Origin of the sequence: Amycolatopsis sp. NPDC051758, from assembly GCF_044453095.1 — a bacterium.
Classification (GTDB): Bacteria; Actinomycetota; Actinomycetes; order Mycobacteriales; family Pseudonocardiaceae; genus Amycolatopsis.
In genome coordinates this window covers 497,472-519,604 of record NZ_JBITCJ010000006.1, presented here as the reverse complement: position 1 = coordinate 519,604, position 22,133 = coordinate 497,472, and the positions used below count along the sequence as shown (strand labels likewise).

The window sequence follows — 22,133 nt, the reverse complement described above, 5'->3', positions numbered from 1 at the left end:
CTGTGACAACAGGACACGACCGGTCACTCGATCGAGAATTCCGGCCACGCCCGTCCGGGGGCGCTAGGCGACCGGCAGCACTCTGACCTCCCGGCTCTCCGCCGCCGGCTCGGCCCAGCTCATCAGCCGCCCCGCCGCGCTCTCCAGCGCCGCCAGATCCCGCTTGGCCAGCTTCTCGAACGGCGACAGCTCGACGACCGCTGCCTTGCGAGAAGTCTTGATCTCCCAAAACCCCCGCACGAACCCGCCGACCAGCAGCGTCCCCTTGACCAGGCCGTTCTGGGTGATCACGCGCTTGCGGTTGTCGTCCGAAATGACCCGCGTCCGGTCCGCGTACGAAAGGATCGTCTGGTCGAACGGCCCCAGCAGCCGAGGCGGCGCCGGGACGTCCTCGGACGGCACGGTCAGCGAGGGCAGGTCCAGCAGCTCGCGGCCGTCCGGGTCGCGGTAGCGGCGCAGGTCCATCTCCGCCGCCACCTCGCCCAGCCGGGTGATGCCGGCCCACGCCTGGACGTCCGCCACCGACGCCGGGCCGAACGCGCGCAGGTACCGCGTGATGAGCGAAGCCGGCGACGGTGGCGACAGCGGTTCACCCACCCACTCGTCCAGACACGCGTACATCGTCTGGCCGGCCTTGCCCCAGATCGCCCGCGGTGGTGTCTGCACCAGCGGCAACCGGCCCCGGGCGAGGTGCGTCAGGGACGCCGGGGCGACGTCCGGCCACTGCTGCGCCAGTGACGCGCCCAGCGCCGTGCTCGACAGCGGCGACGCGGCGAGCAGCTCCCGCGCCGCCGAGGCGACGGCGGAGTGGTCCAGCCCGGCCAGCTCACGGGCGTGCTGGGTGTTCGTCTTCAGGTCGCGGTCGTAGAGCACCTGCACCACCGGCCGCCACGCCAGGGCGTCCGCCGCCGTCACCAGGTGGACCGTGCCGCGCATCAGCGCGATCCGGACCACCCGGCGGTCTTCCAGGAGCGACGCCAGCTCCGCCGGCCGGAACCCGTGCAGCCGCGGCCACAGCGCGTAATACGGCGGGAACGGCGCCTGCGCCTGGAGCCCGGCCAGGTGCTCGACGGCGTCGTAGGCGGACATCTTCGCGGGGCGCAGCAGCAGCTGGCGCTCCAGCGTCGCCCGGTTCAAGGCCCGTCGGCTCAAGGTCTCCACGCCGTCACCTTAACGATCACCCAGGACGGTTCCGGTCCTCGATTCGACGCCCGGCGGGCCGTCATCCATACTTCCGGCCATGGCCGAGCTCGCCGCGCCCGCCGTCGGGGACTGGGACTTCCCGCGCGGCACCGCGAGCATCGAACTGATGACGCGGTTCGCCGCCGAGCGCGGCCTGGCCGCCGGGAAGCTGCTCGCCGCGACGACGCTCTCACCGGAGCTGCTCGCCGACCCGGCGGTGCAGGTCGACGCGCGCCAGGAGCTGGCCGTCGTCCGGGCACTGGCCGAACTGGACGGTTCGGACGCGACGGCCCTCGAACTCGGGCGCCGCTACCGCGTCACCACCTTCGGCATCTTCGGCTTCGCGTGCATCAGCAGCCCGACCCTGCGCGACGCGATGTTGTTCGCCCTGCGCTACTTCGACCTGAGCTTCGCCTTCTGCATCCCGCACGTCGAACTCGGGCACGGGCGCCTGACGCTGGAGCTCGACGACAGCCGCGTCCCCGCCGACGTCGCCCGGTTCCTCGTGCTGCGCGACCTGGCCGCGATCTTCACGGTGATGCGCGACCTGCTGCCGGAGATCGCGCCGGACGAGCTGAGCTTCCGGCACGAGTCGTCCACAGTGGACCCTTACGTGACGACGTTCGGGCTGCGGCCCCGGTTCGGCGCCGACGCCTGCCGCGCGACGCTCGACCCGGCGCTGCTGACCCGGCCGCTGCCGCAGGCCAACGAGCAGACCGTCGCCCTCTGCGCGGCGCAGTGCGAGACGCTCGTCGCGCGCAAACGGCAGCGCTCCGGCATCTCCCAGCAGGTCCGGGAACGCCTGGTGCGCCTCGGCGGGGTCGACGCCGGCATGGACGAGATCGCCCAGCAGCTGACGCTCAGCACCCGCACGCTGCGGCGCAGGCTGACCGAAGCCGGCACCAGCTACCGCGCGCTGGTCGACGAGGTCCGCCAGACGCTGGCCGAGGAGCTGCTCGACACCGGGGTGCTGTCGGTCGAGGACGTCGCGTACCGGCTCGGGTACGCCGAGGCGTCCAGCTTCATCTACGCGTTCAAGCGCTGGACCGGGATGACACCGGCGGCGTTCGCCCGCCGGTTCCGGGCCGCTCGGCAAGCACCGCCGGGTAGGTGACCTTCAGCAGGTTGAGGATCGAATCGGTGAGAAAGGTGCGCAGCGCCGTCCGGTCCAGCGTGCCGCGGATCAGCCATTCGCGCGACGCCGCCCGCAGCATCCCGCCGAACGACCGGATCATCGCGCGCAGCTCTTCGCGGCCCTCGGTCACGCCGGTCATCAACGCGGCTTCGAGAACGCGGTCGGCGGCGATCTCGTCGGCCTCCAGCATGATCCGCTCGATCTCGGGGTCGCGGCCCGCCGATTCCGGCCCGATCACGGTCAGCCACGCGTCGCGGTTGCGGTCCACCACCTCGATCCACCGCTCGACACCGATCGCGAGCCGCTGCTCCATCGTGGTGTCCGGCAGGGCTTCGGTGACCGGCGCGGGCACGATCATCAGCTGCCGCACCACTTCCAGGTACAGCTCACGCTTCCCGCCGAAGTAGTGGTTGATCAGCGGGCGCGCGACTCCGGCCGCCTCGGCGATGTCCGAAGTGGACACCGACGCGTAACTGCCGGCGCCGAACAGGTGCCGCGCGGCGGCGAGGATCTCCGCACGCCGTTCGGCGGGTTCGAGCCGGCGGCGCCGGGGCCGGGTCCCACTGGTCATGCGCCCAGCCTCGCCGGGGATCGGCACGCTGTCAACAAGTAGTTGACTTGCCGTCAAGAGACTGAGTCCGGTGGTGGGCAACCGAAGTTTCGCGCCGGGTCCCGTCGTTACGCAACCGGAACAACCCGCCGGTAACTTCCCGGTGTCCGGATGCGACGAGACGGCAGGGGGCCCGCGACCGGGGGTAGGAGCAGATGAACGAAGAAGGCGCGCCGATCCGGCCGGCCGGGCGCTGGGTGAGCGTCCGCCTGCAGCATCGCCACGTCAGCTTCGACGAGGGTTTCGAGGCCGACGAGCCGCTGCCCGACGGCGACTGCGCGGACAAGGATTCCCTGTCCTACTCCGGCATCGTGATCACCAGTTACCACGAGCGGGAGAAGGTTTCCGAGCGCTGGATCCCCTTGGGTGTCGACCCGTCGGAAGCGGACGACGAGCAACTGATCGGACAGTTGCGCGAAGCCCTTCTTTGGCAAGCGGGGCGGCCGCCCCAGGCCGCGGGGGACTAACCGGCAGGGCAACGGAAACGTGCCGCTCACGAATCCGTGCGCAGGCCCTCGAACGCCACTTTGCAGACCGCGTCCGCCACTTCGGCCGCCGACGAGCCCCGTCGCGGTTTGTACCACTCGATCAGCGAGTTGACCATGCCGAAGATGAGCCGCGCCGTCACCGCCGGGTCGACGTCCGGGCGGATGTCTCCCTCGGCTTCGGCCTGTTTCACCAGGTCCGTCACCAGCAGGTCGAACTCGCGCCGGCGAGCCAGCGCCGCCCGCTCCACCTTCGTGTTGCCGCGCACGCGCAGCAGCAGCGTGACGAACGGCAGCCGGTCGGCCAGCACCAGCACACTGCCGCGCACCAGGTGCTCCAGCCGGTCGATCGCGCGCCCGTCGAGCTCGGTCGTCTCCGCGGCGACGGCGAACAGCCCGTCCAGCGCCCGGTCCACCGACAGCCGCAGCAGCTCCTCCTTGCTGGGCACGTGGTGGTAGATCGCCGACTTCGTGATGCCGAGCTTGCGGGAGAGGTCCTCCATGCTCGTGCCGTCGTACCCGCGCTCGTTGAACAGCTTCACCGCCACCTGCAGCAGTGACTCGAGGTCGTATCCGGGACGTCCGCGCCGGGGCGCCGTCACGGCTTCTCCCGCTGGTCCACGATGCGCCGCATCTTGCCCATGGACCGCTCCAGGGTGTCCGGGTCGACGACGTCCACCGACACCGTCACACCGACGCCGTCCTTCACACCCGCGATCAGCGAGGCAGCGGCCTGCTCGCGCGAAGACGCCGAAGCGTCGTGGCGCGCCTCGACCAGCACGGTCAGGTGGTCGAGCCGGCCGCGGGTGGACCGGACGAGCTGGAAGTGCGGGCTCAGCCCGGCCGTGCGCAGCACGATCTCCTCGATCTGCGTCGGGAAGACGTTGACCCCGCGCAGGATGATCAGGTCGTCGGTGCGGCCGGTGACCTTGGCCATCCGCCGGAACGCCGGCCGCGCGGTCCCCGGCGACAGCGCCGTCAGGTCGCGGGTTCGGTAGCGAATGATCGGCAACGCTTCCTTGGTCAGCGACGTGAACACCAGCTCACCGGTCTCACCGCCGTCCAGGACGTGCTCGTCGAAGGGGTCGATCACCTCGGGGTAGAAGTGGTCCTCCCAGATGTGCAGGCCGTCCTTCGTCTCGACGCACTCCTGCGCGACACCCGGGCCCATCACCTCGGACAGCCCGTAGATGTCGACGGCGTCGATCGCGAACCGCTCCTCGATCTCGGTGCGCATCTGCTCGGTCCACGGCTCGGCGCCGAAGATGCCGACCTTCAGCGAGCTCGCCCGGGGGTCGACACCCTGGCGCTCGAACTCGTCGAGCAGCGTCAGCATGTACGACGGCGTGACCATGATGACCTCGGGCCGGAAGTCGGTGATCAGCTGCACCTGCCGCGCGGTCATCCCGCCGGACGCCGGGATCACGGTGCAGCCCAGCTTCTCCGCGCCGTAGTGCGCGCCGAGGCCGCCGGTGAAGAGGCCGTAGCCGTACGCGACGTGCACCTTGTGCCCCGGCCGGCCGCCCGCGGCGTGGATCGAGCGGGCCATCACCGTGGCCCAGGTGTCGATGTCCCGCTCGGTGTAGCCGACCACGGTGGCCTTGCCGGTGGTGCCGCTGGAGGCGTGGATGCGGCGCACCTGGTCCTGCGGCACGGCGAACATCCCGAACGGGTAGTTCTCGCGCAGGTCCTGCTTCGTGGTGAACGGGAACTTCGCCAGGTCGGCGAGCTCCTTGCAGTCGTCCGGATGCACGCCGGCCTCGTCGAACTTCTTCCGGTACGCCGGGACGTTCGTGTAGGCGTGCCGGAGTGTCCACTGCAGGCGTTCCAGCTGCAGGGCGGCCAGCTCCCCGGCGCCGATGTTCGCCTCGATCATGCATCGTCTCGTTTCGCGGAGAGGACGCGGCTGCGGCCGCGGAATTCGGCGACGACCTCGGGCCCGCCGGGGGTCTCCCGGTGCACGGTGACGTCGTAGATGCCGTTGCGGCCGTAGCGGGTGCGCTCGGCGGCCGTGGCGACGAGGTGGTCGCCGAGCCGGCCGGCCGCGACGAAGGAGATCTCGGCGCCGGCAGCGACCGTCACCGGGCCGTGGGTGTTGCAGGCGCAGGCGAACGCCGTGTCGGCGAGCAGGAAGACGTAGCCGCCGTGCGCGATGTCGTGGCCGTTGACCATCTCGCGCGTGATCGTCATGGTCGCGACGGCGCGGCCCTCGCCCGCTTCGACCAGCTCGATGCCCAGCGCGCGCGAAGCTTCGTCGGCGGCGAACATGGTGTGCGCGGCGTTGGTCATTCGTCCTCCGTGCCTGACCTACCGAATGGACGGTCACCTGGCGGTGCCGCTCAGTAAAGGCAGTGGCCCGGCCGGTGTCAAGCGCCGCCCCTTCCGATCCCGGGCCGCGGCGGTTACCATGCAAATAACTGAACGTCCGGTAGGTAATTCGGTGGAGGTCGGGACCTGATGGCAGTGTTGCGCAGCTACGTCTCCGGGGAGTGGCACACGGCGGCGGGTGACGGCGTCCCCCTGCACGACGCCACCACGGGCGAGGAGGTCGCCCGGATCTCCTCCGACGGCGTCGACTTCGCCGGCGCGCTGGCGTACGGCCGCCGGGTCGGCGGCCCGGCGCTGCGCGAGCTGACGTTCCACCAGCGTGCGGCCCTGCTGAAGGCGCTGGCCTCGCACCTGCGTGAGCACCGCGAGGAGCTGTACGCACTCTCCGCCCGCACCGGCGCGACGCTGGGTGACTCGAAGTTCGACATCGACGGCGGCATCGGCGTGCTGTTCAGTTACGCCTCCAAGGGCAAGCGCGAGCTGCCGAACGACACCGTTTACGTCGAGGGCAACGTCGAGCCGCTGTCGCGCGGGGGCACGTTCGTCGCCCAGCACATCGCGACCCCGCTGCGGGGTGTCGCGGTCCAGATCAACGCGTTCAACTTCCCAGTGTGGGGCCCGCTCGAGAAGTTCGCTCCCGCGTTCCTCGCCGGCGTCCCCAGCCTGGTCAAGCCCGCGAGCCAGACGGCCTACCTGACCGCCCGCCTGGTCGAGCTGATCATCGAGTCCGGGATCCTGCCCGAGGGTTCGCTGCAGTTCGTCGCCGGCAGTGTCGGCGACCTGCTCGACCACGTGACCGCGCAGGACCTGGTGTCGTTCACCGGCTCGGCGTCCACCGCGCAGAAGCTGCGTGCGCACCCGGCGATCGTGCGGAACTCGGTGCGGTTCAACGCCGAGGCCGACTCGCTGAACTGCTCGATCCTCGGCCCGGACGCGGTCCGGGGCACGACCGAGTTCGACCTGTTCGTCAAGCAGCTGACCTCGGAGATGACGGTCAAGGCGGGCCAGAAGTGCACGGCCATCCGCCGCGCGTTCGTCCCGGCTTCGCTTCTGGACGCCGTCGCCGAGGCGGCGTCGGCGCGGCTGGCGAAGGTGACCGTCGGCAACCCCACCGCCGAGGGTGTCCGGATGGGTGCGCTGGCCAGCCTGGAGCAGCGTGAAGAGGTCCGGCGCTCGCTGAAGGCGCTGCTGGACGCCGGGAGCGTCGTGTTCGGCGACCCGGAGAAGGTCGAGGTGCTCGACGGGGACGCCGAGCGCGGCGCGTTCATCTCCCCGGTGCTGCTGAAGGCCGACCCGGAGCGGTCCGAGCCGCACGAGGTCGAGGCGTTCGGCCCGGTCTCGACGCTCATGCCCTACACGTCCACCGAGCAGGTCGTCGACTTCGCGGCTCGCGGTGGCGGCAGCCTGGCCGGCTCGATCGTCAGCGCCGACAAGGAGTTCGTCCGCGAGGTTGTCCTCGGCGCGGCGGCGTACCACGGCCGGCTGCTGGTCCTGGACGCCGACGACGCCAAGGAGTCGACCGGCCACGGCTCGCCGATGCCGCAGCTGGTCCACGGCGGCCCGGGTCGTGCCGGCGGCGGCGAGGAGATGGGTGGTGTCCGCGGCGTGCTGCACCACATGCAGCGCACCGCGGTCCAGGGCTCGCCGGCGGTGCTCTCCGCCGTCACCGGCCGCTGGGTCACCGGCGCCCCGCGCACCGAGGGTGACGTCCATCCGTTCCGGAAGTCCCTGGCCGAGCTGAAGATCGGCGACTCGGTTGTCGCCGGGCCGCGCACGGTCAGCCAGGAGGACGTCGACCACTTCGCCGAGTTCACCGGCGACACGTTCTACGCGCACACCGATCCGGAGGCGGCGGCCGCGAACCCGCTGTTCGGCGGGATCGTCGCGCACGGCTACCTCGTGGTCTCGTTCGCGGCGGGCCTGTTCGTCTCGCCCGAGCCCGGCCCGGTGCTGGCCAACTACGGCCTCGAGAACCTGCGGTTCCTGACGCCGGTCAAGGTCGGCGACTCGCTGACCGTGACGCTCACCGCCAAGCAGATCACCCCGCGGATCGACCAGGAGTACGGCGAGGTCCGCTGGGACGCCGACGTCACCAACGCCGACGGTGAGTCCGTCGCCAAGTACGACGTCCTGACGCTCGTGTCGAAGGAGCAGCCGTGACCGCCACCGTCTCGCTCGAGGAGCACTTCGAGCACACCATCCAGCGCGACCAGCGGATCGAGCCGCGCGACTGGGTGCCCGAGGGGTACCGCAAGACGATGATCCGGCAGATCGCGCAGCACGCGCACTCGGAGATCATCGGCATGCAGCCCGAAGGCAACTGGATCACGCGCGCGCCGTCGTTGCGCCGCAAGGCGATCCTGCTGGCCAAGGTCCAGGACGAAGCCGGCCACGGCCTCTACCTGTACTCGGCCGCGGCGACGCTGGGCGCGGACCGCGCCGATCTGACCGACAAGCTGATCACCGGCCGGCAGAAGTATTCGTCGATCTTCAACTACCCGACGCTGACCTTCGCCGACGTCGGCGTGATCGGCTGGCTGGTCGACGGCGCCGCGATCTGCAACCAGGTGCCGCTGTGCCGGTCGTCGTACGGGCCGTACGCGCGGGCGATGATCCGCATCTGCAAGGAGGAGTCCTTCCACCAGCGGCAGGGCTTCGAGCTGCTGATGACGATGATGAAGGGCACCGAGCAGCAGCGGGAGATGGTCCAGGAGGCGGTGAACCGCTGGTGGTGGCCGTCGCTGATGATGTTCGGCCCGCCGGACGCCGACTCGCCGAACACCGCGCAGTCGATGGCGTGGAAGGTCAAGCGCCACACGAACGACGAGCTGCGGCAGCGCTTCGTCGACATGTCGGTGCCGCAGGCCGCCGCGCTCGGCGTCACGTTCCCGGACCCCGACCTGAAGTGGAACGCCGAGCGGGAGCACTACGACTTCGGCGCGGTGGACTGGGACGAGTTCAAGAACGTGTTGAAGGGCAACGGCCCGTGCAACGCGTCGCGGATCGCGCACCGCCGCCGTGCGCACGACGACGGTGCCTGGGTCCGCGAAGCCGCCGTGGCGCACGCGGCGAAGAAGGAGGGTTCGGCGTGAAGCACGATTGGCCGCTGTACGAGGTGTTCGTCCGCGGCAAGCGCGGGCTGAACCACGTGCACGTCGGTTCGCTGCACGCGGCCGACGACGAGATGGCGCTGCACCACGCGCGTGACCTCTACACCCGCCGCAACGAAGGCGTGTCCATCTGGGTCGTGCGGGCTTCGGACATCACCGCGTCGTCGCCGGACGAGAAGGACCCGTTCTTCGCGCCGAGCGGAGACAAGGTCTACCGGCACCCGACGTTCTACGACATCCCCGAGGAGGTGCCGCACATATGAGTTTCGACAACGTCTACGAGTCGCTGACCGAGGAGAACGACGCCCGCTGGGCGTTCGGCACCGGCTTCGAGGACCCGCTGTCCGGAGTGGACACGTCGGTGCCGTCCGGAGTGGACGGCACGCAGCTCGCGGCGTACTGCCTGATGCTGGGTGACGACGCGCTGATCTTCTCCCACCGGCTGCAGGAGTGGTGCACGAACGCGCCCGAGCTGGAGGACGAGGTCGCCATCGCGAACATCGGCCTCGACCTGCTCGGCCAGGCCCGGCTGCTGCTGGCTCGCGCCGGCAAGGCCGACGGCACCGGGCGTTCGGAGGACTCGTTCGCTTTCGACCGCGTCGACAACGAGTTCCGCAACGTCCGGCTCGCGGAGCTGGGCAGCGGGCACTTCGGGCACCTGATCGCGCGGCTGTTCGTGTTCTCGACCTGGCGCCTGGCGCTGCTGCAGCGGCTGGTGTCGTCGGTGGATCCGGTGCTTGCGGCCATCGCGGACAAGGGCGTCAAGGAAGTCGCCTACCACCGCGACTACGCGGCGCAATGGCTGGTCCGGCTCGGCGACGGCACGCCGCTGTCGCACGAGCGGATGCAGGAAGGCCTCGACGCGGTCTGGCCGTACGTCGGCGAGCTGTTCCGGACGCACCCGCTCGAGCTGGTGGACGCGGCTTCGCTGCGGCCCGAGTTCGACGCGGTGCTGGACCAGGCCCTCACCGCGGCGACCCTGACCCGTCCTTCGGCCGGGGAGCTGGCGGGGGTGTCCGGCCGGACCGGCCGCGACGGCGTCCACACCGAGCAGATGGGGTTCCTGGTGGCGGAGCTGCAGAGTGTCGCCCGGGCCATGCCGGACGCGAAGTGGTGACCGCCGCCGCCGTGGCCGCGACGGTCACCGACCCGGAGCTGCCGATGCTGACGCTGGCGGACCTCGGCGTGCTGCGCTCGGTGTCCGAAGAGGACGGTCGCGTGGTCGTCGCGATCACCCCGACCTACACCGGCTGCCCGGCGATGGACACCATGCGCGACGACCTCGAGCACGCGCTGGTCACCGCGGGTTATGCCGACGTCGAGATCCGGACGCAGCTTTCGCCGTCGTGGTCGTCGGACTGGATTTCGGCTTCCGGGCGGCAGAAGCTGGCCGAGGCCGGCATCGCGCCCCCGGGTGCGGCGCCCCGGCGGGCCGGGCCGATCCCGCTGACGCTGACGGCGCCGGTGTCGGCCGTGCGCTGCCCGCTGTGCGGGTCCACGGACACCGAAGAGCAGTCCCGGTTCGGCGCGACGGCGTGCAAGGCGCTGCGGCGCTGCCGGTCGTGCCAGGAACCGTTCGAGCACGTCAAGGAGATCTAAGGTGACGAGCACGATTTCCCGGCGGTTCCACCCGCTGACCGTCGCCGGCATCGAGCGGCTGTGCGACGACGCCGTCGCCGTGACGTTCGACGTCCCGGAGGAGCTGGCAGCGGACTTCGCCTTCAAACCGGGGCAGTCGCTGACTTTGCGCCGTGAGGTGGACGGGCGGGACGAGCGCCGGTCGTACTCGATCTGCGCCGCGGCCGGGACCGCGCCCCGGGTAGGCGTGCGGCTGGTGCCGGGCGGGCTGTTCTCGTCGTGGCTGCTCAACGACGTCCGCGCCGGAGACACCATCGAAGTCGCGCCGCCGACGGGGTCGTTCACCCCGGACCTGTCCGCGGGCGGCCACCACGTGCTGATCGCGGCGGGCTCGGGCATCACGCCGGTGCTGTCGATCGTGTCGTCGCTGCTGGCCACCCCGGACGCGACGGTGACGGTGCTGTACGGCAACCGCCGCACGGACACGGTGATGTTCGCCGACGAGCTGGCGGACCTGAAGGACCGCGCGCCGTCGCGGCTCGAGCTGATCCACGTCCTGTCCCGCGAGCCGCGCGAGGCGGAGCTGTTCACCGGCCGCCTGGACGTGCCCAAGCTGCGGCAGCTGTTCGGCACCCTGGTGCCGGTGTCCACTGTGGACCACTGGTGGCTGTGCGGCCCGTTCGAGATGGTGACCGGCGCGCAGGAGCTGCTGGGATCCCTGGACGTCCCGCGCTCCCGCATCCACCAGGAGCTGTTCTACGTCGACACCCCGCCGGAGCCGGTCACCCACGACGACCCGGCGGTGGCGGGGGAGTCGTCCGAGGTGAAGGTGGTCCTGGACGGCCGGTCCAGCACGATGAGCCTGCCGCGGTCGTCGTCGGTGCTGGACGGCGCGCAGCGGTTCCGCCCGGACCTGCCGTTCGCCTGCAAGGGCGGGGTCTGCGGCACCTGCCGGGCGCGCGTCACGGACGGCAAGGTGGACCTGCGCCGCAACTTCGCCCTGGAGCAGGCCGAAGTGGACGCGGGTTTTGTGCTGACGTGCCAGTCCTACCCGGTCTCGGAGACGATCACGGTCGACTTCGACGCCTGAGTCCTGACAGCAGAACGCCCGTGACACGTGGTGTCACGGGCGTTCTGCTTCCGGATCAGTTGTGCTCGACGGGCAGCTCGGCGTCGGCGTCCGGAGCCGGAGCCGGCTCCTCGGACCCGATCGGCTTGACGTGGCGCACCGTCGCGAAGACGACACCGGACAGCAGGACCAGCACGATCGCGGCGCCGATGGCGACCGCGGTGAGGGCGTCGCCGAACGTCCCCTGCGCCGTCTTCAGCAACTGCTCCCCGAGCGCACCCGGCAGCTTGCCGGCGGCGGCCACCGCGCCGGGCAGGTCTTCCTTGGCCACGGTCGCCGCGTCGCCGGGAACGCCGGCCGGCACGGTCACCCACGCCGTGTACAGGATCGTGGCGATGCTGCCGAGCGAGGCGATGCCCAGCGCGTTGCCGAGCTCACCGGCGGTCGTCGAGATCGAGCCCGCCGAACCCTGGCGCTCCGGCGGCGCCGCCGCCATGGTCAGCTGGTTGCAGAGCGCCGGGACCGCGCCGACCCCGAAGTAGACGACGCAGATGCCGAAGACCAGCAGGAACAGCCCGCCGGTGGAGGGCGCCAGCCCGATGAGCAGCATGCCCACGGCGCTGATCACCAAACCGGCGGTGAGCACCACGCTGGGACGCACCTTGGAGGCCAGCGGCATCGACAGCTGCACCCCGACGATCGCCAGGATCGACGGCAGGATCAGCCACAACGCGGCCTCGAGCGGGCTGAGACCCAGCACGAGCTGGAAGAACTGGGCGGTCAGCAGGCCGGTGCCCGCCATCACGATGCCCGTCACCAGGAACAGCGTCAGCGCCCCACCCACCTGCGGGATCTTGAACAGCGCGATGTCGAGCAACGGGTCGGGCAGCCGGCGCTGCCGCCGCACGAACAGCACCCCGAGCACCACGCCGATCACGGTGACCACGGCCGGCACCGGGTCCCACCCGTTGCGGGCGAGCTCCTTCAGCCCGTAGATGATCGCGAGGATCGAGACCAGGGAGAGCGCGACGCTGACGAGGTCGAGGTTGGACGCGTTTTCGTCACGCGACTCCGGCAGCAGCGCCTTGCCCGTGAAGACCAGGATCGCCATGAGCGGCACGGAGATGAGGAACACCGAGCCCCACCAGAACGAGTTCAGCAGCAGGCCGCCGACCGACGGGCCGAGGGCCATGCCGCCGGCCCCGGCGGTCGTCCAGATCGCCAGCGCCTTGGCCATCTGCTTGGGGTCCGGGAACAGGGTGGAGATCAGGGCGAGGATGCAGGGCATGAACGTGGCGCCCGCGATCCCGAGGCCGGCCCGCGCGGCGATCAGCATCGCCGGGCTGGTGGCGAACGCCGCCACGAGCGAGAGCAGGCCGAACGCGGACGCGCCGATCAGCAGCAGCTTGCGCCGGCCGATCCGGTCGCCGAGCCGGCCCATCGTGACCAGGGAGCCGGCGATCAGGAAGCTGTAGATGTCCACCATCCACAGGCTCTGCAACGCGCTGGCGCCGAGGTCGACGGTGATGTGCGGCATCGCCAGGAACATCACCGTCAGATCCAGGAACACCAGCATCGTCGGCAGGCTCAGCACCGCGAGGGCGATCCACTGGCGCGCCCCCGCCCGCCCTGGGGCGGGGGCCCGGCTGCCTGTGAGCTCCGTCGTCATGATCTCCATCTCCATCCAACTGATAACGCGGTTTAGCGGCGCGGGTGTTCGCGGACGAGCCCTTCGGGAACGGGCACGAACCGGGCCGGGCTGGACGAGGAGAACAGGTGGGCCGAAACCGGCCGGATCACGAATGCGACACGCATGTCGAACTCCTCAGGCGATTCTCGGTCAGGCTCACGCCAGTCGTTCCCGAAGGTGCTCATCTCTGCGCTTCCGGACATTCCAAGGGCCGACGGTACCGAGCCGCGGACCCCGGCCGGAAGTGCAAAACCCACGTCTTCGGGCATGACTAATACCGGCCGGAACACGATTTGCCGCGGGCCCCTGGTCAAGCCGTGGTGGGTCTGCCCCCGGTTTCGGCGAATTCCCGGACGGAGGCGGCGATGTAGTCGATCATCTCCTCCGTCAGCCCCGGGTACACCCCGACCCAGAACGACCGTTCGGTGATCACGTCGCTGTTGGTCAGCTCCCCGACCACGCGGTAGTTCACCCCCTGGTAGGCGGGGTGGCGGGTGAGGTTGCCGGCGAACAGGTGCCGGGTGCCGATCTTCCGCTCCTCCAGGAACCGGATCAGCTCGCGCCGGGAGAACGGCGCATCTTCGGTCAGCGTCAGCACAAAACCGAACCACGACGGGGTGCTGCCGGGGGTCGCTTCCGGCAGCAGCAGATACGGGGTGCCCTCCAGGCCGGCGCGAAGGCGAGCCCAGTTCGCGCGCCGGGCGGCGGTGAACCAGTCCAGCTTTTCCAGCTGCGTCAATCCGAGCGCGGCCTGGATATCGGTCGACTTGAGGTTGAATCCCACGTGGGAATAGACGTACTTGTGGTCGTACCCGGCCGGGAGCCGGCCTTTCTGCTGGTCGAACCGCTTGCAGCAGGTGTTGCTCGCCCCGGGCGCGCACCAGCAGTCGCGGCCCCAGTCCCGCAACGATTCCACGATCTTCGCCAGCAGCACCCGCGAGGTCAGCACGCACCCGCCCTCGCCCATGGTGATGTGGTGGGCCGGGTAGAAGCTGGTGGTGGCGACGTCGCCGAAGGTGCCGGTCAGCCGGTCGCCGTAGAGCGACCCGACGGCGTCACAGTTGTCCTCCAGGAAGAACAGCTTGTGCTCGGCGGCCAGCTCCGCCATTTCCTTGACGGCGAAGGGATTGCCGAGTGTGTGTGCCAAGGCGATCGCGCGCGTCTTCGGGCCGATCGCGGCGGCGACCCGCTCGACGGAGGTGTTGTAGGTGCCCAGGTCGACGTCGACGAAGACGGGGACCATGCCGTTCTGCACGATCGGGTTCACCGTGGTCGGGAAGCCCGCGGCGACGGTGACGACCTCGTCCCCCGGGCGCAGCCGGCGCTTGCCCAGCAGCGGCGAGGTCAGCGCGGTCATGCCCAGCAGGTTCGCCGAGGAGCCGGAGTTGGTCAGCAACGCCTTGCGCGTCCCGATCCGGCGGGCGAACTTCGCCTCGAACTCGAACGCCGAGACCCCGTGCGCGATCCGCAGGTCGAGGGCCGCCTCGACCAGCGCCGTCCGGTCCGCCGCGTCCAGCACGGCGCCGGCGGGCCAGATCTCGGTGTGGCCGGGAACGAACGGCTGCGCCCTGCTCACATCCGTGTGGTACTTCGCCACGTCGTCGAGCAGCTTGTCCTTGCGGTCGCTCATTTATGTCCTCCCGCTACAAACGCGACATGCATGGATCGGAATCCCTCGGCCTAGGAGTGGCGAAAAGGAAAGAACACGGTGGCACTGCCTTGACGACGCTCGATGCAGCACACCTCCGGGCGGGAGCGGTTCTGGGCAGGGTGTTCGCCCTGCCACGGTGTCGTGCCGGCCACCCGCGAGTCGTCTTCCCGGTTGCGGCCACCCCGCCCGCATCTTTTCTGTTGCGGGATAACCGGTCCTCATCACGCTGCGGCGCGCAGTGCCCACGCCGCCGGGCGTTCGCTCCACGCGTCACCCTCCAGCCGCGGCGGGGGCGGGGAATCCACCCGGATGTCGCACCACGTCCCGTCGAAGGGGAACTGCCCCGCGGCGGCGAGGCGGCGCACGCGCCACCCCTCTGCGAGCACGGTGCGGCCGAACTCGGCCGACCAGTAGCCCGGCTGGCCGGTCGCCCAGCGGAACTCGTCCTCGTCCTTCCACGCCGTCGTCCGGTCGGGCGCGACGAGCAGGTCGAGGCTGTGGTCGATCGTGTCGAAGCCGACGGTCGTCCCGTCTTCCCAGAACGTCGGCGGCTGCTCGAGGTTGACGTACCAGCCGTCGAACCGGCCGCGGTCGAAGAACCACCACACCGAGTGCGACCGGCCCGGCCGCACCAGCATCAGGACGTCACGTTCGCGCCACGAGCTCACCGCGAGCCGCCCGGCCCCGACGACCTCGATCGGCTCTTCGCGCATGGCCGTGCCGTCGGCGTGGTAGCGGGTCGCGAAGCCCGCGCCGACCGGGACCCAGAGGAGGAGCCCTTCCGCCGATCGCTGCACCACTCTCGTGGCCTGGGCCATGTTGAGGTGGGGCCCGCGGAAATAACGCCGGACGACAACCGAGCCCGCAGTCAGCCGGTGCGGGTTGCTCATGAGCATCTCTCCCGAGGTCGTGCGGTTTGCCCGTCACGGGCAGGGACCACTCCACAACGGTCGCGTGAAGAGCTCCCGGGAGGCGTCTCGTTTCGTGCGCTCGGTCCTCAAAGGATGCGACGGCGACGGCGGCGCGGCCGGGCCGTGACCGCGTCTTCGCCCGTGTCGTCCTCGGGAGCCACGGATTCGGTGAGGCCCAGCATTTCGGCCGCCAGGTGCTGCGACGAGGCGAAGGCGCCGGTCGGCACGTCGCGAGCGCGCCGCAGCGCCGCCGGGCGGAGGCGGTTGTAACCGCGAACCGTGACCGGCCGGCGGACGCGCAGCTCGTACGCCTTCTCGTCCGCCAGCTCCGCGGCCAGTTCTCGGTCGACCAGGATGGTGCCCGGGCGCGCCACCGACGTCAGGCGGGCGGCCAGGTTGACGACCGAGCCGTAGACGTCGCCGAAGCGGTTGAGGACGCGGCCCGAGGCCATGCCGGCGCGGACCGAGGGCAGGGTTTCGTCCGCCGACGTGCGCTCGGTCAGGGCCAGGGCGATCTCCGCCGCGTCGGTCGCGGAGTCGGCGACGAACAGGACTTCGTCGCCGATCATCTTCACCACCCGGCCGTGGTGCTCGGCGATCGTCTCCGTCGCGAGCAGCTCGAACGCGTCGAGCACCCGGCTCAGCTCGTCCTCGTCGATCTGGCGGGTCAGGCGGGTGTAGCCGACCATGTCGACGAAGCCGACGATCTCGGTGCGCGTCTCGAGGTTCTCGTCCGGCGCGGCGAACGCCCGGCCGGCGTACGCGGCCAGGTGCCGCCGCCAGACGAAGTTCTGCACCCGCTCGAGCTCCGGCAGCAGCCGGTCGACCAGCCGGGCCACCTGGCGCTCGCTGCGGCCCAGCTCGGGCTGCGCCTTGATCAGCTCCCACAGCATGTCGACCTGCCACTCGGCCAGCCGCGACAGGTGCTGGCCGAGCGCGCGGGTCACCGACACCTCGATGCTCGGGTCGATCAGCCCCGACTGCACCAGCTGGTCCGCGGTCCGCATCGCCTCGACGTCGGCGTCGGTGAAGACCACCTCGTCGTCGCGGACCGTCGCGAACCCCAGGGCACGCCAGAGCCGGCGCGACCGCTCTTCGGGCACGCCGGCTCGTTCGGCCACTTCGAGCCGGGTGTACTTCCGCCGGCCGCCGAGCAGGATCCGCTCGAGCCGCTGCTGAAGTTCGTCGCTCGAATCGGTCACGGCTCAGGTCGTGTGGACGATCAGCACGTCCACGCCGGACTTGCGCGCCACCTCCGACGGCACCGAGCCCAGGATCCGGCCCGCGATCGTGTTCAGGCCGCGGTTGCCGACGACCAGCAGGTCGGCCTCGCGCTCGTGCACCACCTTGCGCAGCGAGTCGACCGGGTCGCCCTTCACCGCGACCGTGTCGATCTTCTCCGCGCCCGCACGCACCGCCCGGTCACGCGCCGACTGCAGCGTGTCCTCGGCCGGCGCCGAGCCGACGACCTGGTAGGCCTCGTCGCCCAGGACGTCCTGGGCCTTGTCGACGTCGGACTTGCTGGCCGGGTAGAACGCGCACGTGATGACGAGCGTCGCCCCCGCGTCGCCGGCCACCGCCGCCGCGCGGTCCACCGCCGCGAACGAGGACTCCGAGCCGTCCGTGCCCACCACCACGGTCCGATATGCCGCACCCATGCGCAAAACCTCCAGGTGATCCCGCGTGAGCAGGGACGATAGCCGGTCGGTACCGACCACACAGGCTCGTCCGCGCTCGTGTCGGGTGGAAGGTTACTCGCCAGTCGCTTTCTGCGCTCCGCTCGGCCGCGGACTGGGCTTCGGAGCCGGCTTGGGGGCCTGTTTGACGGCCGGCTTGGCGGTCGGCTTGTGGCCCGGCTGCGGCTTCGGCACGTCGGACGCCTTGATCCGGATCGTCTCCTCGACGTCGCCGACCGGCGTCGTCTTCCCAGTGTCGGCGGCCGGCTTCTCGGCCTTGAGGTCCTCGGCCTTCAGATCGGTCGTGACGTCCGCGGGCACCTTGACGTCGTCGCCGAGCACGGTGTGCGCTTCGGCCAGCACCGCCCGCGCCGCGCGCACCTGCTCGGCCAGCCCGCCGCGCACCTTGCGCAGGCTGTCGACCCGCTCGTTCGCCTGGGTGATCCGCCGGTTCGACTCCTCGGTCGCCGTCGTCACGCGGCGGCGCGCCTCGTCGGCGGCCTCCGCGAGCCGGGCGTTCGCCTCGTTGATCGAGTCCTGACGGCGCTTGTTCGCGTCCGCGACCGACTCCCGCTGCCGGCGGTCGATCTCGGCCTTGGTGGTCTTCTCCTCTTCGAGGATCTTCGCGCGGATGTCGGCGGCGTCCTGGGTCGCCTCCTGGACGCGGCGCGCGGCCTCGGCCTTGCTCGCGGCCTCCTGCTCGGCCAGCACCCGCATCGCCTCGGTGCGGCGCGAGGCCATCGCGATTTCGAAGTCCTCTTCGACCTTCGTCCGGCGGTCCGACGACTCGGTGTCGAGCCGCTTGCGCTCGGCCTCGGCCTTGTCGGTGATCTCCTTGGCCTGCGCGCGGGCGTCCTCGAGCACCTTGCGGTGCTCCGCCTCCATCTCCTTGCGGCGCAGGTCGAGCTCGGTGAGCAGCTGCTCGTAGCGGGCGCGCATGGCGCTCGCGTCCGTCTCGGCCTTGGCCCGGATGTGCCCGGCCTCGGCTTCCGCACGGGCGCGCGTGTCCGCGGATTCGTCCTGCGCGAGGCGCAGCATCCGCTGCAGCCGCTCGGACAGGCCTTCGACGCTGGTGGGCGGCTGGGCCAGCCGGTCGACCTGCCCGCGCAGGTCCGCGATCTCCCCGCGCGCGATCTCCAGCTGCCGGGCCAGGTCACCGGCCTGCGCGATGGCGGCGTCCCGATCCGCGGTGAGCATCTTCAGATCGGCGTCCAGCCGTTCGAGGTGCTCGTCGACCTGCGCTCGGCTGTATCCCCGCTTCGCCACGTCGAAGCCGGCTCCCAGCGGCACAAGCTCCCGTTCATCGCCAAGGCTCATGCGCCTACCGTAGTCGCAGCCGGGTCACGGAAGGGTGAGCACCCGGGCCCTGCGCCGAACGTGCCGTGTGATGCGGCGACTGGATCTTGCCGGATCGGGCCGGACCCCGGTGCTTCCCGACACCCGGATCCGGCCTCGTCGTCACGGCTCAGGCGCGGCTCAGGCGCGGCTCAGGCGCCGCGGAAGGCGTTGATCCCCTCGATGTGCTTCGCGCGCTTCTCCTCGTCGCGGACGCCGAGACCCTCTTCGGGGGCGAGCGCGAGCACGCCGACCTTGCCCTGGTGGGCGTTGCGGTGCACGTCGAGGGCGGCCTGCCCGGTCTCTTCGAGCGAGTACGTCTTCGACAGCGTCGGGTGGATCAGCCCCTTCGAGATGAGCCGGTTCGCTTCCCAGGACTCGCGGTAGTTCGCGAAGTGGGAGCCGATGATCCGCTTCAGGTTCATCCACAGGTAGCGGTTGTCGTACTGGTGCATGTAGCCCGAGGTGGACGCGCAGGTGACGATCGTGCCGCCCTTGCGCGCGGCGTAGACGGACGCGCCGAACGTCTCCCGGCCCGGGTGCTCGAACACGATGTCCGGGTCGTCGCCGCCGGTCAGCTCACGGATCTTCGCGCCGAAGCGCTGCCACTCCTTCGGGTCCTGCTCGGTGTCGCTCTTCCAGAACTTGTAGGCCTCGGCACTGCGGTCGATGATCAGCTCGGCGCCGAGCTTCCGGCAGATCGCCGCCTTCTCCGGGCTCGACACGACGCACACCGGGATCGCGCCGCCGTTCAGCGCGTACTGCGTCGCGTAGGAGCCGAGGCCGCCCGAGGCGCCCCAGATCAGCACGACGTCACCCTGCTTCATGTCCGCGCCGTTGCGCGAGACCAGCTGCCGGTAGGCGGTGGAGTTGACCAGCCCGGGGGAGGCGGCCTCCTCCCAGGTCAGGTGGTCCGGCTTCGGCATCAGCTGGTTGGCCTTGACCAGCGCGATCTCGGCGAGGCCGCCGAAGTTCGTCTCGAAGCCCCAGATCCGCTGCTCGGTGTCGAGCATCGTGTCGTTGTGCCCGTCGGGGCTCTCCAGTTCGACGTTCAGGCAGTGCGCGACCACCTCGTCGCCGGGCTTCCAGTTGTGCACGCCGACGCCGGTGCGCAGCACCACGCCGGACAGGTCCGAGCCCACGACGTGGTAGGGCAGGTCGTGCCGCTTGGCCAGCGGCGAGAGCTTCCCGTACTTCTTGAGGAACTTGAACGTCGGGATCGGCTCGAAGATCGACGTCCACACGGTGTTGTAGTTGATCGCGCTCGCCATCACCGCGACCAGCGCCTCACCCGGCCCCAGCTCCGGGACGGGCACGTCGTCCACGTGCAGCGACTTGCGCGGGTCCTTGTCCCGGCTGTCGAGGCCCTCGAACATGTCGACCTCGTCCGCCCGCACGGTCACCCCGCGGTAGCTCTCGGGCACGGGCAACGAGCCGACCGAGGCGGACTCGCCGTTCAGGATGGCCTGCTGGATCTCGCGGAGCTGCGTCATTGATTCCTCCGGGGTCAACGGCGTTGGCGGCAGAAATTACTCGCCGGTAACTCGCGGGCACAACTGTACGAGACGAGCAGCACGATTACACCTCGAACTGTGACGCATCAATCTTGACCGGCTGGCCAGTCAAGCGGATCATCGGTGCTGGGAACACCCACCCGACCAGCAGTTTCACCGACGGAGGTGAGCACGAATGAGTGAAGTCTCTACACGCGCCTGGACCCGGCCCCACGACTGGGCCGAGGTCGTCATCGGCGTGGTCGCCGCTCTTTCACCCCTTTGGCTGAGCACGGACTCGACCGCGATGTGGACGATGGTCGTCCTGGGCGCCTTGATCGCACTCGACGGCCTGGTTTCGCTGGCGATGCCGGGCATGGTCTACGGCGAAGGCATCCAGATCGCGCTCGGCGTGCTGTTCTTCATCGCGCCGTGGGTGATGGGGTACACCGAGTTCAACGGCGCGTCCTGGACGTCCTGGATCGCCGGGGTGCTGACGGTCATCGCCGGCGCGGCGGCGATGCCGGTCGCGACGGCCGCGCACCGCACCGCAGGCCAGCACTGACGGTTCGACCGACCCTGGAGGCACCGGAATGACCGAGGATTCGGCGAAGGAGCGCATTCTCTGCGCCGCCGAGGCGCTCTTCGCCGAGTCCGGCTTCGACGCCACCCCGACCTCCCGCGTCGCGGAGCGGGCCGGGGTGCCGAAGGGGCTGGTGCACTACTACTTCCGGCACAAGTCGGACCTGCTCACCGCGCTCGTCGAGCGGCTGCCCGACGAGCGCATCGAGCCGGCCGTGGTCGTCGTCCCCGGCGACCTCGCCGGCAGCCTCCGGCGGCTGGTCCGCGAGCTCGACCACCGCTTCAGCCGGTCACTCGGCCTCTCGCACCTGCTGTGGCGCGAGGCCGACACCCACCACGCCGTCCGCGACGCCCTCCACGAGCGCTTCCAGGTGCTCGTCCGCCAGGTCCGCGCGGTGATCGTCGCGGCCACCGGCGGCGGCCTCCCGACCGCCGACGTCGAGCGCGCGTCCGGCCTGCTGGCCCGAGCGGTCAGCCACCGCCACGCGACGGCCCGCCATTCGGACGACGACCTCCCCGCCGAGTTCGACGGCGAACTGACCTTCATCGCCGACGCCCTCGCCTCGAAAGTGGCCCCCGCTTAACCCGCGATCGCGTAGGGGTTGCGCCCGGCCGTGACTGGGGTTGCCCGGGGTTGTCCGCCGAGCCGCCGTTTCCGGAACCGGGGTTGCCCGGGGTCCGTTGTTGTCACGGACGTGCGGGTCCGTCGCGCCGGAGTCGTCAGGTCAGTGCGCGCTGCCGCCCTTCGCCGGCTCCACCAGTTCCACCAGCACGCCGCCGGCGTCCTTCGGGTGGACGAAGTTCACCCGGCTGTCGGACGTGCCCCGCTTCGCCTCCTCGTACAGCATCCGCAGGCCCTGCTCCCGCAGCGCCGCCGCCGCGGCGTCCACATCGGACACCCGGTACGCCAGCTGCTGCAGCCCAGGCCCGCTCTTGGCCAGGAACTTGCCGATCGCCGAGTCGTCGCGAAGCGGCGCCAGCAGCTGGATCTGCGTCTCCGTGCCCGCCGTGCCGGGCGCGCGCAGCATCGCCTCCCGCACTCCCTGCTCCTCGTTCACCTCCTCGTGCGCCACTTCCAGGCCGAAGTGCGCGCGGTGGAACTCGATGGCCGCGTCCAGGTCCGGAACCGCGATGCCGACGTGGTCGATGGCCGTCACGAACGGCCGCAGGGCGTCATTCATGGAGGCAGGATAGGGGCCCGCGCCATGGCGTCGAGCCGGAATCGTGGCGTGCCACGGCTCACACTGGCTCCATCAAGAAGGCCACCTCCCGGGTATGGTCGAAAAAACTGCCCATGC

The 22,133-nt window shown here is 70.5% G+C and carries 23 protein-coding genes; 10 read left to right on the top strand and 13 right to left on the bottom strand.

Annotated elements, in window-relative coordinates; genetic code table 11:
- Positions 1-63 precede the first annotated feature (63 nt).
- Positions 64-1,161 (bottom strand): winged helix DNA-binding domain-containing protein, encoded by a 1,098-nt coding sequence (locus ACIA5G_RS29725; protein ID WP_395928997.1) that lies wholly within the window; start codon positions 1,159-1,161, stop codon positions 64-66.
- Positions 1,162-1,240: 79 nt separating this feature from the next.
- Between ACIA5G_RS29725 and ACIA5G_RS29720 the strand changes: the two genes are divergently transcribed.
- The gene (locus tag ACIA5G_RS29720; protein WP_395928995.1) at positions 1,241-2,296 is read left to right on the top strand and encodes an AraC family transcriptional regulator; all 1,056 of its coding nucleotides are present in this window, start codon (positions 1,241-1,243) and stop codon (positions 2,294-2,296) included.
- Here the strand turns inward: ACIA5G_RS29720 and ACIA5G_RS29715 are convergent.
- Positions 2,217-2,888 carry a TetR/AcrR family transcriptional regulator gene (locus tag ACIA5G_RS29715; RefSeq protein ID WP_395928992.1) on the bottom strand — a complete coding sequence of 224 codons (672 nt, stop codon included), beginning with the start codon at positions 2,886-2,888 and terminating at the stop codon, positions 2,217-2,219. The genes ACIA5G_RS29720 and ACIA5G_RS29715 overlap by 80 nt on opposite strands.
- Positions 2,889-3,082: 194 nt before the next feature.
- On the opposite strand from ACIA5G_RS29715, the gene ACIA5G_RS29710 reads away from it, so the two are divergent.
- Entirely contained in the window at positions 3,083-3,394 is a 312-nt protein-coding gene (locus ACIA5G_RS29710) for a hypothetical protein (protein WP_395928990.1), read from the top strand.
- 26 nt (positions 3,395-3,420) lie between these two features.
- Here ACIA5G_RS29710 and ACIA5G_RS29705 read toward each other — a convergent pair whose 3' ends face one another.
- The 3 genes from ACIA5G_RS29705 to paaI are packed head-to-tail and all read right to left on the bottom strand — an operon-like array spanning position 3,421 to position 5,701.
- A complete protein-coding gene (locus ACIA5G_RS29705; RefSeq protein WP_395928987.1) occupies positions 3,421-4,014 on the bottom strand; it encodes a TetR/AcrR family transcriptional regulator in 594 nt (197 codons plus the stop codon).
- Positions 4,011-5,288 (bottom strand): phenylacetate--CoA ligase PaaK, encoded by a 1,278-nt coding sequence (gene paaK, locus ACIA5G_RS29700; RefSeq protein ID WP_395928985.1) that lies wholly within the window; start codon positions 5,286-5,288, stop codon positions 4,011-4,013. Before paaK ends, ACIA5G_RS29705 begins: the two co-directional genes overlap by 4 nt.
- Positions 5,285-5,701, bottom strand: coding sequence for a hydroxyphenylacetyl-CoA thioesterase PaaI (gene paaI, locus ACIA5G_RS29695; RefSeq protein ID WP_395928982.1), 417 nt, complete (start codon positions 5,699-5,701; stop codon positions 5,285-5,287). The genes paaK and paaI overlap by 4 nt, the downstream gene beginning before the upstream one ends.
- 168 nt (positions 5,702-5,869) lie before the next feature.
- Between paaI and paaZ the strand changes: the two genes are divergently transcribed.
- Genes paaZ through paaE form a run of 6 tightly spaced genes read left to right on the top strand, consistent with a single transcriptional unit; the run spans position 5,870 to position 11,518 of the window.
- Positions 5,870-7,900: a phenylacetic acid degradation bifunctional protein PaaZ gene (paaZ, locus tag ACIA5G_RS29690; protein WP_395928980.1), complete on the top strand. Its 2,031-nt coding sequence runs from the start codon at positions 5,870-5,872 to the stop codon at positions 7,898-7,900.
- The gene (gene paaA, locus ACIA5G_RS29685) at positions 7,897-8,832 is read left to right on the top strand and encodes a 1,2-phenylacetyl-CoA epoxidase subunit PaaA (RefSeq protein ID WP_395928978.1); all 936 of its coding nucleotides are present in this window, start codon (positions 7,897-7,899) and stop codon (positions 8,830-8,832) included. Before paaZ ends, paaA begins: the two co-directional genes overlap by 4 nt.
- Entirely contained in the window at positions 8,829-9,113 is a 285-nt protein-coding gene (gene paaB, locus ACIA5G_RS29680; protein ID WP_323332469.1) for a 1,2-phenylacetyl-CoA epoxidase subunit PaaB, read from the top strand. The genes paaA and paaB overlap by 4 nt, the downstream gene beginning before the upstream one ends.
- Positions 9,110-9,967, top strand: a complete 858-nt coding sequence (gene paaC / locus ACIA5G_RS29675) for a 1,2-phenylacetyl-CoA epoxidase subunit PaaC (RefSeq protein ID WP_395928976.1) — start codon at positions 9,110-9,112, stop codon at positions 9,965-9,967. Before paaB ends, paaC begins: the two co-directional genes overlap by 4 nt.
- Positions 9,961-10,449, top strand: a complete 489-nt coding sequence (gene paaD, locus ACIA5G_RS29670; protein ID WP_395928974.1) for a 1,2-phenylacetyl-CoA epoxidase subunit PaaD — start codon at positions 9,961-9,963, stop codon at positions 10,447-10,449. Before paaC ends, paaD begins: the two co-directional genes overlap by 7 nt.
- 1 nt (position 10,450) lies before the next feature.
- On the top strand, positions 10,451-11,518 hold the full coding sequence (paaE, locus tag ACIA5G_RS29665) for a 1,2-phenylacetyl-CoA epoxidase subunit PaaE (RefSeq protein ID WP_395928972.1): 1,068 nt from the start codon (positions 10,451-10,453) through the stop codon (positions 11,516-11,518).
- Between the two features lie 55 nt (positions 11,519-11,573).
- Here the strand turns inward: paaE and ACIA5G_RS29660 are convergent, their stop codons facing one another.
- From ACIA5G_RS29660 to ccrA, 7 genes are all read right to left on the bottom strand, one after another.
- Entirely contained in the window at positions 11,574-13,166 is a 1,593-nt protein-coding gene (locus tag ACIA5G_RS29660; RefSeq protein ID WP_395928970.1) for an MFS transporter, read from the bottom strand.
- 331 nt (positions 13,167-13,497) lie between these two features.
- Entirely contained in the window at positions 13,498-14,817 is a 1,320-nt protein-coding gene (gene rfbH, locus ACIA5G_RS29655) for a lipopolysaccharide biosynthesis protein RfbH (RefSeq protein WP_395928968.1), read from the bottom strand.
- 242 nt (positions 14,818-15,059) lie between these two features.
- Complete coding sequence (locus ACIA5G_RS29650) at positions 15,060-15,728, bottom strand: DUF402 domain-containing protein (protein ID WP_395928966.1); 669 nt, start codon at positions 15,726-15,728, stop codon at positions 15,060-15,062.
- A 107-nt stretch (positions 15,729-15,835) separates the two neighbouring features.
- Complete coding sequence (locus ACIA5G_RS29645; RefSeq protein WP_395928964.1) at positions 15,836-16,951, bottom strand: adenylate/guanylate cyclase domain-containing protein; 1,116 nt, start codon at positions 16,949-16,951, stop codon at positions 15,836-15,838.
- Between the two features lie 3 nt (positions 16,952-16,954).
- Complete coding sequence (locus ACIA5G_RS29640; protein WP_395928960.1) at positions 16,955-17,407, bottom strand: universal stress protein; 453 nt, start codon at positions 17,405-17,407, stop codon at positions 16,955-16,957.
- 93 nt (positions 17,408-17,500) lie between these two features.
- Entirely contained in the window at positions 17,501-18,715 is a 1,215-nt protein-coding gene (locus ACIA5G_RS29635) for a chromosome segregation protein (RefSeq protein WP_395929280.1), read from the bottom strand.
- Between the two features lie 197 nt (positions 18,716-18,912).
- On the bottom strand, positions 18,913-20,253 hold the full coding sequence (gene ccrA / locus ACIA5G_RS29630) for a crotonyl-CoA carboxylase/reductase (protein WP_395928958.1): 1,341 nt from the start codon (positions 20,251-20,253) through the stop codon (positions 18,913-18,915).
- Between the two features lie 196 nt (positions 20,254-20,449).
- Between ccrA and ACIA5G_RS29625 the strand changes: the two genes are divergently transcribed.
- Together ACIA5G_RS29625 and ACIA5G_RS29620 are read left to right on the top strand one after the other, a co-directional pair.
- Complete coding sequence (locus ACIA5G_RS29625; RefSeq protein ID WP_395928956.1) at positions 20,450-20,818, top strand: SPW repeat protein; 369 nt, start codon at positions 20,450-20,452, stop codon at positions 20,816-20,818.
- A 28-nt stretch (positions 20,819-20,846) separates the two neighbouring features.
- Positions 20,847-21,419 (top strand): TetR/AcrR family transcriptional regulator, encoded by a 573-nt coding sequence (locus ACIA5G_RS29620; protein ID WP_395928954.1) that lies wholly within the window; start codon positions 20,847-20,849, stop codon positions 21,417-21,419.
- Between the two features lie 141 nt (positions 21,420-21,560).
- On the opposite strand, the gene mce is transcribed toward ACIA5G_RS29620, so the two are convergent.
- A complete protein-coding gene (gene mce / locus ACIA5G_RS29615) occupies positions 21,561-22,016 on the bottom strand; it encodes a methylmalonyl-CoA epimerase (RefSeq protein ID WP_395928952.1) in 456 nt (151 codons plus the stop codon).
- Positions 22,017-22,133: the final 117 nt, after the last annotated feature.

Coding starts and splice junctions, on each gene's coding strand:
- ACIA5G_RS29720 (WP_395928995.1), top strand. CDS start 1,241: ATGGCCGAGCTCGCCGCGCCCGCCGTCGGGGACTGGGACTTCCCGCGC.
- ACIA5G_RS29715 (WP_395928992.1), bottom strand. CDS start 2,888: ATGACCAGTGGGACCCGGCCCCGGCGCCGCCGGCTCGAACCCGCCGAA.
- ACIA5G_RS29710 (WP_395928990.1), top strand. CDS start 3,083: ATGAACGAAGAAGGCGCGCCGATCCGGCCGGCCGGGCGCTGGGTGAGC.
- paaK (WP_395928985.1), bottom strand. CDS start 5,288: ATGATCGAGGCGAACATCGGCGCCGGGGAGCTGGCCGCCCTGCAGCTG.
- paaI (WP_395928982.1), bottom strand. CDS start 5,701: ATGACCAACGCCGCGCACACCATGTTCGCCGCCGACGAAGCTTCGCGC.
- paaZ (WP_395928980.1), top strand. CDS start 5,870: ATGGCAGTGTTGCGCAGCTACGTCTCCGGGGAGTGGCACACGGCGGCG.
- paaC (WP_395928976.1), top strand. CDS start 9,110: ATGAGTTTCGACAACGTCTACGAGTCGCTGACCGAGGAGAACGACGCC.
- ACIA5G_RS29660 (WP_395928970.1), bottom strand. CDS start 13,166: ATGACGACGGAGCTCACAGGCAGCCGGGCCCCCGCCCCAGGGCGGGCG.
- rfbH (WP_395928968.1), bottom strand. CDS start 14,817: ATGAGCGACCGCAAGGACAAGCTGCTCGACGACGTGGCGAAGTACCAC.
- ACIA5G_RS29650 (WP_395928966.1), bottom strand. CDS start 15,728: ATGAGCAACCCGCACCGGCTGACTGCGGGCTCGGTTGTCGTCCGGCGT.
- ACIA5G_RS29640 (WP_395928960.1), bottom strand. CDS start 17,407: ATGGGTGCGGCATATCGGACCGTGGTGGTGGGCACGGACGGCTCGGAG.
- ccrA (WP_395928958.1), bottom strand. CDS start 20,253: ATGACGCAGCTCCGCGAGATCCAGCAGGCCATCCTGAACGGCGAGTCC.
- ACIA5G_RS29625 (WP_395928956.1), top strand. CDS start 20,450: ATGAGTGAAGTCTCTACACGCGCCTGGACCCGGCCCCACGACTGGGCC.
- ACIA5G_RS29620 (WP_395928954.1), top strand. CDS start 20,847: ATGACCGAGGATTCGGCGAAGGAGCGCATTCTCTGCGCCGCCGAGGCG.
- mce (WP_395928952.1), bottom strand. CDS start 22,016: ATGAATGACGCCCTGCGGCCGTTCGTGACGGCCATCGACCACGTCGGC.